Annotated in this window: 13 protein-coding genes; all 13 read left to right on the top strand. The window is 60.1% G+C overall.

What is annotated here, in order from left to right; translation table 11 throughout:
• The first annotated feature begins 86 nt into the window (after positions 1-86).
• The 13 genes from ORD17_RS00970 to ORD17_RS00910 all read left to right on the top strand — a co-directional run bounded on the left by ORD17_RS00970 (position 87) and on the right by ORD17_RS00910 (position 9,887).
• Entirely contained in the window at positions 87-554 is a 468-nt protein-coding gene (locus ORD17_RS00970; RefSeq protein ID WP_308389060.1) for a YceD family protein, read from the top strand.
• A 23-nt stretch (positions 555-577) separates the two neighbouring features.
• Positions 578-763 (top strand): 50S ribosomal protein L32, encoded by a 186-nt coding sequence (rpmF, locus tag ORD17_RS00965; protein ID WP_308389059.1) that lies wholly within the window; start codon positions 578-580, stop codon positions 761-763.
• A gap of 24 nt (positions 764-787) precedes the next feature.
• A complete protein-coding gene (gene plsX / locus ORD17_RS00960; RefSeq protein ID WP_308389058.1) occupies positions 788-1,813 on the top strand; it encodes a phosphate acyltransferase PlsX in 1,026 nt (341 codons plus the stop codon).
• Complete coding sequence (locus ORD17_RS00955) at positions 1,813-2,754, top strand: beta-ketoacyl-ACP synthase III (RefSeq protein ID WP_308389057.1); 942 nt, start codon at positions 1,813-1,815, stop codon at positions 2,752-2,754. Before plsX ends, ORD17_RS00955 begins: the two co-directional genes overlap by 1 nt.
• Positions 2,755-2,790: 36 nt before the next feature.
• Entirely contained in the window at positions 2,791-3,726 is a 936-nt protein-coding gene (gene fabD, locus ORD17_RS00950; RefSeq protein WP_308389056.1) for an ACP S-malonyltransferase, read from the top strand.
• Positions 3,726-4,466, top strand: coding sequence for a 3-oxoacyl-ACP reductase FabG (fabG, locus tag ORD17_RS00945; protein ID WP_308389055.1), 741 nt, complete (start codon positions 3,726-3,728; stop codon positions 4,464-4,466). Before fabD ends, fabG begins: the two co-directional genes overlap by 1 nt.
• An 81-nt stretch (positions 4,467-4,547) precedes the next feature.
• On the top strand, positions 4,548-4,796 hold the full coding sequence (acpP, locus tag ORD17_RS00940) for an acyl carrier protein (protein ID WP_215873220.1): 249 nt from the start codon (positions 4,548-4,550) through the stop codon (positions 4,794-4,796).
• Positions 4,797-4,829: 33 nt separating this feature from the next.
• Positions 4,830-6,071: a beta-ketoacyl-ACP synthase II gene (gene fabF / locus ORD17_RS00935; protein WP_308389054.1), complete on the top strand. Its 1,242-nt coding sequence runs from the start codon at positions 4,830-4,832 to the stop codon at positions 6,069-6,071.
• 6 nt (positions 6,072-6,077) lie between these two features.
• Positions 6,078-6,941 (top strand): aminodeoxychorismate lyase, encoded by an 864-nt coding sequence (gene pabC, locus ORD17_RS00930; RefSeq protein ID WP_308389053.1) that lies wholly within the window; start codon positions 6,078-6,080, stop codon positions 6,939-6,941.
• Positions 6,938-7,945 carry an endolytic transglycosylase MltG gene (gene mltG, locus ORD17_RS00925; protein ID WP_308389052.1) on the top strand — a complete coding sequence of 336 codons (1,008 nt, stop codon included), beginning with the start codon at positions 6,938-6,940 and terminating at the stop codon, positions 7,943-7,945. Before pabC ends, mltG begins: the two co-directional genes overlap by 4 nt.
• Positions 7,938-8,582, top strand: coding sequence for a dTMP kinase (gene tmk / locus ORD17_RS00920; protein WP_308389051.1), 645 nt, complete (start codon positions 7,938-7,940; stop codon positions 8,580-8,582). The genes mltG and tmk overlap by 8 nt, the downstream gene beginning before the upstream one ends.
• On the top strand, positions 8,575-9,540 hold the full coding sequence (locus ORD17_RS00915) for a DNA polymerase III subunit delta' (RefSeq protein ID WP_308389050.1): 966 nt from the start codon (positions 8,575-8,577) through the stop codon (positions 9,538-9,540). Before tmk ends, ORD17_RS00915 begins: the two co-directional genes overlap by 8 nt.
• Complete coding sequence (locus ORD17_RS00910; protein ID WP_308389049.1) at positions 9,537-9,887, top strand: PilZ domain-containing protein; 351 nt, start codon at positions 9,537-9,539, stop codon at positions 9,885-9,887. The genes ORD17_RS00915 and ORD17_RS00910 overlap by 4 nt, the downstream gene beginning before the upstream one ends.
• Positions 9,888-9,930 lie beyond the last annotated feature (43 nt).

Genomic DNA, 9,930 nt, shown 5'->3' with positions numbered 1-9,930 from the left:
AAACCCTGGGAAAGCCCCAACACAATTGAGTCGTGGGTGGAAAACTGCTTTACTCCAGCGTTGAGCCTCGGTAATATGCCGCCCTCATGATTGCGGCGCACGTTTCTACCTTGCTGATTTCCCGAATTTCCGAGGCGGGGGATCAGTTGTTTGGAGAGCCGGATTTTGCCCGTTGGGAGCGCTTGCTGCAAGCAGTGCAGCAGCTCGATTCGGTGCGCGTGGATCTGCGTTTGCAACGGCGCGGTCGGGTGCTGCTGGTCGACGGAGAGCTGCGATTGCAGGGGCGCTTGCGCTGTGAGCGCTGCTTGGGTGGCATGTCTTGCGACATCCGCCAGCACGTGCGAGTGGGTGTGGCAGACACGGAAGCGGCCCTGGCAGCCATTGATGCTGAGCGCGAGCTGGTGATGGCTGCGGAGGGAAAGTTGGCGGTACAGGATTGGCTGGAGGAGGAGGCGTTATTGGCGCTGCCACTCCTGCCGCGTTGTATGGAATGGTCATCCGGCATTTGTCCGGTGTCTGGAATCGAGGTGCCAAGCCTCGATGCGAATCAGTAGTTTGTTGATGGAGAATCGAGATCATGGCAGTTCCCCAGAGTAAAACCTCCAAGTCCAAGCGCGACATGCGCCGCGCCCACGATTTCTTGACGGCAAGCAACCGGTCGACCTGCGATCACTGCGGAGCGAGCAAGTTGCCCCACCACGTCTGCCCAGAGTGTGGTCACTACAAAGGGCGCGAGATGGTGCGCAAGTCCGTAGACGCCTGAACGAATTCTCCGGTCTTAACTCAATTGCCGCAGATTGCCGTTGATGCCATGAGTGGCGACTCAGGACCGCGCACGGTTCTGCTCGCCCTTGCCGGCCTGGTGAAGGACTATCCGGACGTGCAGTTTCATCTGGTTGGCGATGAAACGACTCTCCGCCGGGAACTGCAGCGCAGTCGTCTCAGGGACACGGCACAGGTGCAGATTCGGCATGCCAGCCAGGTCGTCGGGATGGACGACGCGCCCTCCCAGGCATTACGCAGCAAGCGTGATTCATCCATGCATGTGGCGATCGGTCTGCTGCGCGAGGGGCAGGTCGATGCCGTCGTCAGCGCGGGTAACACCGGTGCGCTCATGGCGATGGGCAAGGTCTTCCTGCGCACCATCCCTGGAATTGACCGTCCGGCAATTGCTGCCTTTCTGCCCACCCGGAAGGGTCGGGTGCTGGTTCTCGATCTGGGAGCAAATGTGGACTGCCACCCGGAGCATCTGCTGCAGTTTGCGGTGATGGGATCCATTCTTTTCGCGCAGGTGACGGGAACGCAAAGGCCCCGGGTCGGGCTGCTCAACATCGGCTCGGAAGAAATCAAGGGGAACGAGCTGGTGAAGGCCGCCAGTGCTTTGCTGCGGCAGAGTCATCTGCACTTCATTGGTAACGTGGAAGGATCCCAGGTATACCAAGACGGTTGTGATGTTCTGGTTTGCGATGGTTTCGTCGGTAATGTCTTCCTCAAGACCTCGGAAGGCTTGGCAGCCATGGTGCGGCAAGAACTCCGCGCCAGTTACACGCAGGGACTCTATGGGCGCATGGCCTACCTCATCAATCGACCCATCCTGCAAAAATTGCGACGCCGGCTCGATTCGCGGCAATACAACGGTGCGACTTTGCTTGGTCTGAATGGCATCATCATCAAGAGTCATGGCAACGCCGATCGTCTGGCCTTTGCCCGAGCCGTGGAAGTGGCTATCGCCGAGGCCCGCCACCGCCTCACCCTAGAGATCGCCAAAGTGGTGCAAGACGATTTGGCGCAAGTGATTCGCAACAGCGCCTGATGTCTAATTACAGCCAGTTGATTGCCACCGGTTCTTATCTGCCGGAAAGGGTGCTCGACAACCACGAGCTCAGCACTTGGGTGGACACGAGTGATGAATGGATTGTCGCGCGCACCGGGATTCATTCGCGACATCTGGCAGCGGAAGGGCAGGGCAGTACGGACATGGCCACCCGTGCCGCCGAGCGTGCCCTTGCTGCTGCCGGGTTGCAGGCCACGGACATCGACCTGATCATCGTCGCCACGACCACGCCGGACCAGATCTTTCCGAGCACCGCCTGTCTGGTGCAGGCCCGCCTGGGCAACCAAGGGGCGGCTGCTTTCGACGTCCAGGCGGTCTGTACGGGTTTCATTTATGCCTTGGCCACCGCCGACCAGTTTCTGCGCAGCGGTGCCGCGAAAACGGCGCTGGTCATTGGCGTGGAAACCATGTCGCGCATCGTCGACTGGCAGGATCGCAGCACCTGCATCCTTTTTGGTGATGGGGCGGGTGCCGTGATTCTCAGTGTGGCGCAACAGCCCGGCATTCTTTCCACCCACCTGCATGCCGATGGGCGCTATGCCGAGCTTTTACAGGTCCCGCAAGCGGAGACCCACTTGACCATGCAGGGCAATGCGGTATTTCGCATGGCCGTGCGCACGCTGGGCGAAATTGTGCAGGAAACCTTGGCAGCCAATGGCTTGCAGGGGAGCGATATTGACTGGCTGGTACCGCACCAAGCCAATATCCGTATCATCCAAGCCACCGCAGAAAAACTGGCCTTGCCCATGGAGCGGGTGGTGATAACGGTGGGCGAGCACGGCAATGTGTCGGCGGCCTCGGTACCTCTGGCCCTGGACTATGCAGTGCAGCGCAATTGTTTCCGCCGAGGGCAGCTACTGCTGCTGGAGGCTTTTGGCGGAGGTTTTACCTGGGGCTCGGCGCTGCTACGCTGGACCTGAGCGTACGGCCACCACATTCGTAGCAAGGAGAGTACAGTGCAGGGTTCGATTGCCTTTGTTTTTCCGGGTCAAGGATCGCAATCCATCGGCATGCTCGCCGCTATCAGTGCCGGGCGCCCGGTGCTGCGAGAGATTTTTGCCGAGGCCTCTGATCTGTTGCATCGCGATCTTTGGCAGTTGGCGCAGGAAGGTCCGCTCGAGGAGCTGAACCAGACCCGCTGGACGCAACCGCTGATGCTCACCGCGGGCTATGCCATGTTCCGTGCTTGGGAGGAGGAGGGCGGGTCCAGTCCCGACTTCGTTGCCGGCCACTCCTTGGGCGAATATACCGCGTTGGTGGTCGCCGGCAGCTTGGATTTTGCCAGCGCCCTTCGGCTGGTTGCACGCCGCGGAGAACTCATGCAAAACGCCGTGCCTGAGGGCGAAGGGGCGATGGCCGCGGTTCTCGGCATCAGCGAAGAGGATCTGCGCGCCCTTTGTCAGCGGGAGGCGCAGGGTCAGGTCCTGGAGCTTGCAAACCTCAATGCGCCGGGGCAGATCGTTGTGGCAGGACAACGCGCTGCCGTCGAGCGGCTCAGCGAGCGGGCCAAGGATGCCGGGGCCAAAAAAGTCGTGCTCTTGCCCGTGAGTGTCCCCAGCCACTGTTCTCTGATGACCGAGGCGGCCGAGGAATTTGCGCTTGACCTTGCCAACGTGGAATTCCGTAGTCCCAATGCGCTGCTAGTGCACAATGTGGACGCGCAAACGCATCGCGAGCCGGCGGCCATTCGTGAGGCCTTGCGCCGGCAGATCTTTTCCCCGGTGCGCTGGACCGAAAGTATTCGCTTCCTGGCCCGACAAGGGGCCACTACTTTCGTCGAGATGGGCCCGGGTAAAGTCCTGTCCGGGTTGGGCAAGCGCATTGAGCCCAGTCTGCGCATGTTGTCTCTCGATGACGAAAAGAGTTTCGTCACGGCGCTGGAGGATCTCTGATGAGCAACGCATTGGCCGGGCAATTGGTGCTGATTACCGGTGGCAGTCGCGGTATTGGTGCTGCGTTGGTCGAAGAATTCCGCAACCTTGGTGCCCGGGTGGCTGCTACCGCGACCAGTGCAGCCGGGGCAGCGGCTCTCAGCGATACGTTGGGGGAGCAGGGACGAGGCTACGTTCTCGATGTGACTGACGACGCTGCCATGGATGCCACGTTGGCGCAGATCCGGGCCGAGCTGGGAAGCCCCAGCGTCCTCGTGAACAATGCGGGAATCACCCGCGATCAGTTGTTGTTGCGTATGAAGGACGAGGACTGGGACCGGGTGCTGCAAACCAATCTGCGCGCCGTCTATCGCCTCAGTCGCCTCTGTGTGCGCGACATGATCAAGGCGCAGTACGGGCGCATCATCAGCATCACTTCGGTGGTGGGGATGATGGGCAACGCTGGACAGAGCAATTATGCTGCCGCCAAGGCCGGCGTCATGGGTTTCAGCCGCGCCCTGGCGCGCGAGGTCGCTGCGCGCGGGGTCACCGTCAATTGTGTCGCCCCGGGGTTCATCGCCACCGATATGACCGCCGCCTTGAACGAGGCACAGCGTGAACATCTGTTACAGCAGATTCCCGCTGGCCGCCTGGGTAGCGGGGCGGATGTGGCGGCTGCCGTCGCCTTCCTCGCCTCTGCACAAGCTGCCTATATCACCGGCGAAACCCTGCAGGTGAATGGCGGATTGTGGATGGGATGATGCCTTTTTCCTTTACAGGACGGCGCCAGCTGTGGTCCAATTCTGCCGAAAATAATTTTTACCAACTGAGGAGTCTCTCCCATGGATGATATCGCAGCACGTGTAAAGAAAGTGGTCGTCGAGCAACTGGGTGTGAATGAGGATGAGGTCACCAACGAAGCGTCGTTTGCTGACGATTTGGGCGCCGATTCCCTCGACAACGTCGAGTTGGTGATGGCTCTCGAGGAAGAATTCGACTGCGAAATTCCCGACGAAGAAGCCGAAAAAATTTCCACGGTGCAGCAGGCTATCGACTACGTCAGTGCGCATTTGCCCAAGCAGGATGCCTGAGATCATTTCTCCGTACCTTTTGGAGTGCCTGCGTTGAAAAGACGTGTCGTGGTTACCGGTCTGGGGATCGTCTCTCCGGTCGGGATCGGTGTCGCCGCCTCTTGGGATAGCATCGTCCGCGGCCGCAGTGGTATTGCCCGGGTTACGCGCATTGATCCGGAGTCCTACGCCTCACAGATCGCCGGCGAAGTGAAAGGCTTCGATGTCGGCCAGTATTTGCCCGTCAAAGAAGCGCGCAAGATGGAGTTGTTCATCCATTACGGTCTCGCCGCCAGCATGGAGGCAATGGAAGACTCGGGGCTCAAGATTACCCCGGAAATTGCTGAGCGCGTAGGTGTTTCCATTGGCAGTGGTATTGGTGGCCTACCAGGCATTGAGTCCGAGCATTCCGTCGTGACTGAGAGCGGGCCGCGGCGCATTTCCCCGTTCTTCATTCCGCGTTGTATCGTCAATATGGTGTCTGGTCATGTATCGATACTGTATGGGGCGAAGGGCCCAAACATTGCCATGGCGACTGCCTGCTCGACGGCAACGCACTCTATCGGCGATGCGGCGCGGCTCATTGAATACGGCGATGCCGATGTAATGATCGCCGGTGGTGCGGAGGCTGCCATCAGCCCCTTGGGATTGGGAGGATTTTCTGCTGCCCGGGCGTTGTCGACCCGAAATGAAGACCCGGAGAAGGCGAGTCGCCCCTGGGACGAGGGGCGCGATGGTTTTGTCCTCGCCGAGGGTGCCGGTATCCTGGTTCTGGAAGAACTTGAATTCGCGCAACGGCGCGGTGCAAAGATCTATGCAGAACTTGTTGGCTACGGCATGAGCGCCGATGCCTATCACATGACGCAACCCGCCAGCGGCGGAGAGGGTGCCGCGCGCTGCATGCAGGTAGCCTTGCGGAATGCCGGTTTGCCGGTGGATGCCGTGGACTACATCAACGCCCACGGTACTTCGACGCCGTTGGGTGATTTGGCCGAAACCGAAGCGGTCAAAGCGGTATTTGGCGAGCACGCGAAGAGGCTCGCAATGAGTTCGACCAAGTCCATGACCGGACACCTTCTCGGCGCTGCCGGCGGGGTCGAAGCGGTCTTCACTACGCTGGCGATCCACGACGGCATCCTGCCGCCCACCATCAATCTGGAACAGCCGGGGGAGGGTTGTGATCTGGATTATGTGGCCAACGTGGCCCGGCGGCAGTCTATCGAGGTCGCGTTGAGTAATTCCTTCGGTTTTGGTGGTACCAACAGCACTCTCGTATTCCGCAAGTTCCACGACTGAGGACCTGTGACGGTCCTCGCCTGCAGTGTCGATGGCGTCTTTCAGGACCCCGTAACCTCGTTCCCGTTCGCACGTGCCGCACAGTATGGCGATGGACTCTTCGAAACCATTGCGGTAATTTCCTCCGAGCCCTTATTTTGGCAGGAGCACCTGCATCGGCTGCGCCACGGCGCCGCCGTTTTGGGAATTGCCGTTCCGGACGCTGCCATACTGCTGGCCCATTGGCAGGACCTGCAGAAGAGATACCCCGATATTGCGACCTCTCGGCGTTTGGTGCTGAAGATCCTGTTGTTTCGTCGGGATGGTCAAGGCTATGTCACTCCCAAGGAAAGTGCGGGGCAGATCGTCTTCCTCGTGCAGGACTGGCCCGCACGCCCGACAGCGTATTGGCGCGATGGCGTCCGCGCGGGTTTATCCACGGTCCCTCTGCAATGCGGTGCGTCCTATTTGGCGCTGAAATCCTTGAACCGCCTCAATCAGATTATGGCACGTCGCGCCTTGCCCGAAGGTTGGCAGGAGGCAGTGCTCTGCGACCAGCAGGGATGCCTGCGCGAGGGTATTCAGAGCAACGTCCTCTGGCGTCGCGGGGAGACGCTTTATACCCCGGATCTGCATGATGGCGGAATCCGCGGAGTTCAGCTTGGTGCAATTCTGCGCCAGGCGGAGGGCTGGGGACTCACGGTGCAGATCGTACGGACAACGCCGAGCGCGCTGGCAGAGGCAGAAGAGATCCTCTTTTGTAATAGTCTGATTGGGTTCTGGCCGGTTCAACGATGGCAAGACCGCAGCCTTCCCGGCGCCGCGGGTAGCTTGGCGCAGCGTCTAGCTACTTGGCATCGTGGTTTGGGATTGTTCCCGGAGGAAGCGTGAGATCCTGGTTGCTACGCCTGACGTTGCTGCTGCTCGGCGCGATTGCTGCGCTGCTCGGCTGGGCGCTATGGGACCTCTACCGCCCCATCGTGTTGCCAGCACAGGGGACGGAGGTACCCATCCGGCTCGGGGCGAGCGTCGATGCCAGCATCCAGGAGCTGCATAACATGGGTTTGTTGCCGAGCCCAATTTTGTTTCGACTCCTCTGGCAAGTGGATGGACGCCCGCCCCTACACGCCGGCCTCTATGTATTTCGGGGCCGGGTGAGTATGGCCGAGGTGCTCGAGACCTTGCGAGCAGGGCGGTCGCAACCCCTGGATTTTACCATTGTACCAGGGATGACTCTGGCGCAGGTTCTGCAACAACTTCAGCACGCGCCCTATCTGGGCCCGAAGGGAATTCCCACGGCAGGGCAATTGCCCAGATTGCTGGGGCCGATGGCCGCCGCACGAGAGAATGCCGAGGGGTGTCTGCTGCCACAGAGTTATCGCTACGTCCCTGGTGAAGCGCCAGTGATGCTGCTTCGTCAAGCCGCTCAGGCCATGCAGCAGACCTTGCAAAAGTTGTGGATGCAGCGCGCGCCCAAGCTGCCGTTGAACAGTCCTTATGAAGCGCTGATTCTCGCCTCCATCGTGCAGCGCGAAGGCGCTCCGTTAGCTCAGCAAAAACGTATCGCTGCGGTCTTTATCAATCGATTGCGGATAGGGATGCCTCTGCAATCCGACCCCACGGTGATCTATGCTCTGGGCAAGGCCTACGATGGTCATCTCCAGCCAGCGCAGATGCAGGTGCAAAGCCCGTACAATACCTATCTGCACAGCGGCCTGCCGCCGGGCCCTATCGCCATGCCGTCGCAGCAGGCCCTGGAGGCGGTTTTGCATCCGGCAGCGGGTGATGATCTTTACTTCATCGCCAAGGGCAACGAATATCACTATTCTGCAGGGTTTGCGGAACATCAGCGGCAGATCCAGCGCTACCTTCAAGCGGGTATCAAGAATGGCTGACGAATCGGGTTTTTTCATCACCCTGGAGGGGATAGAAGGGGCTGGCAAGAGTACCGTCCTACCTTTCCTTGCCGAGCAGATCGAGGCACTCGGCTATACCGTGGAGCGCAGTCGCGAACCGGGTGGTGGGCCACTGGGAGAAGCCCTGCGGGCCATCTTTCTCAATTCTGACCTGCAACTGGATGCGGAGGAGGAGCTGCTGCTGCTCTATGCCGGACGGCGCAATCACCTACGTGGCCGTATTCTGCCAGCGTTGGCAGCGGGCAGGGTTTTGCTGTGCGATCGCTACGAGGACTCCACCATCGCCTATCAGGGAGGCGGGCGTGGCGTGGCTCTCGAGCGTATCGAAGAGCTCTCGCGCTGGGCCGGAATCACGCGCCAGCCTGACCTGACCTTTTGGCTCGACATCGACCCACAGATGGCGGCCGAGCGTATTCGTGATCGTCGCCCTGACCGCATGGAACGAGAAAACATCGATTTCTTCCGCCGGGCGCAAGCCGCTTTTGCGCGGCGGGCCACGGAGGTGCCAGAGCGTTTTTGCCGCATCGACGCCAGTCAGCCCCTGCCACAGGTCCAAGAGCAGCTGCGGCAGGCCTTGTTGGCGAGGATACCCGTGCGCAGTCTGCGAGATGAATGACGTTTTACTTTCCGATTGTACTCCACCAGCTTGGCTGGCTGCGGATCGTGCCCGGGCGCTTCCGCAATCCCTGCTGCTCGAGGCGGCGTCGGATAGCCTCGCAGCTGCCTGGTCAGAACGACTGGTGCGTCTCTGGCTTTGTCACCGGCCTGGTGCGGAGGCTTGCGGTACTTGCCCTTCCTGTCGGTTGCTGGATGCGGGAAATCATCCAGACTACCTGAATCTGCAAGCAAGTCATGGTAAGACGCTGGGGATCGAGCCGATTCGTGAAGGCCTGGAGATTCTTGCCTACACTCCTCAGTCTGGGTCCTTGCGCGTGCTCCGGATCGTGGATGCGGAAAAGATGAGTGTGGCAGCTGCCAACGCCCTGCTCAAAGGCCTAGAGGAACCCCCGCAACGGGCTCGTATACTGCTGCTGAGCGCCGCACCGGTGCGTCTCTTGCCGACCATTCGTTCACGCTGCCAGCGCCTCGAGTCACCTCCATGCGAAGCTTACGCCTGTGCTCGTTATCTTCGTGCACAAGGGGTGGATGGTGCTGATGTGGACACCCTTGCCCAGCGCTATGCCGATCGTCCAGCGTGGGCCCTGGAGCTCGTCAATAGCGGCTTGTGGCCCGAGCTGCAAGCGGCACAGGCGCAATTGCTCAGCGATACACCGCGACTCGAGTTGTTATGGGCACTGGTGGAGCAGTGGAGCAAGGATGAAGAACGGGTCTTATTGCTGCGAGACTTGATGTTGGGATTGTATGCGCAAATTTTTCGACTACAACTAGGTCTGGAAGCCCCTTTGGGGGCGCGAGCGCTGTCGACGCGGGCGGCAAGTTGGTCGCCAGCACAGTTGTGGCAAGAGTGTCAGGCTTGGTTGCGTCTCGTCGTCGATCTGCGCCAGAATCTGCAGATGCCAATGCGTCTTGAGCGCCTGCTCTGGCGCTGGTTTTGGGGAGAAAGAGAAGAATGAGTACCTTGGATTCCAATGCCCGTGCGCTTTCGGTGGTGCTGCGCGACGCCGAGTCAGTCCAGCGCTATTTTTTGCCGCAGGTACGGGGTGGAGGGATATTGGTTGAGACCCAAAACCTGCTGCCCATGGGGACTGACGTGCTACTGATGATCACGTTGCCCGATAATGGCCAGCGTACCCCACTGCAAGGCAAGGTGATCTGGGTCATGCCGAAGGAAAATCGTGAAGGTCACCCGCCGGCCATCGGCATTCGTTTCACCAACGACCGTTCTGGAATCCTGACACGCATTCAAAGCATCATTGGCAGTCTGCCCAAGGGCCAGAAGCGCGAGATCCTGGCTTTCTGACCTTGATTGCTTGTACCTGGCAACTAGGCTACACTCCTGCCCC

The sequence above is a fragment of the Acidithiobacillus sp. AMEEHan genome, from assembly GCF_030996345.1.
Classification (GTDB): Bacteria; Pseudomonadota; Gammaproteobacteria; order Acidithiobacillales; family Acidithiobacillaceae; genus Igneacidithiobacillus.
The sequence above is the reverse complement of the archived record's forward strand: the minus strand, read 5'-3'. Positions and strand labels throughout refer to the sequence as shown.

Coding starts and splice junctions, on each gene's coding strand:
- fabG (WP_308389055.1), top strand. CDS start 3,726: ATGAGCAACGCATTGGCCGGGCAATTGGTGCTGATTACCGGTGGCAGT.
- ORD17_RS00955 (WP_308389057.1), top strand. CDS start 1,813: ATGTCTAATTACAGCCAGTTGATTGCCACCGGTTCTTATCTGCCGGAA.
- tmk (WP_308389051.1), top strand. CDS start 7,938: ATGGCTGACGAATCGGGTTTTTTCATCACCCTGGAGGGGATAGAAGGG.
- acpP (WP_215873220.1), top strand. CDS start 4,548: ATGGATGATATCGCAGCACGTGTAAAGAAAGTGGTCGTCGAGCAACTG.
- ORD17_RS00970 (WP_308389060.1), top strand. CDS start 87: ATGATTGCGGCGCACGTTTCTACCTTGCTGATTTCCCGAATTTCCGAG.
- ORD17_RS00910 (WP_308389049.1), top strand. CDS start 9,537: ATGAGTACCTTGGATTCCAATGCCCGTGCGCTTTCGGTGGTGCTGCGC.
- rpmF (WP_308389059.1), top strand. CDS start 578: ATGGCAGTTCCCCAGAGTAAAACCTCCAAGTCCAAGCGCGACATGCGC.
- ORD17_RS00915 (WP_308389050.1), top strand. CDS start 8,575: ATGAATGACGTTTTACTTTCCGATTGTACTCCACCAGCTTGGCTGGCT.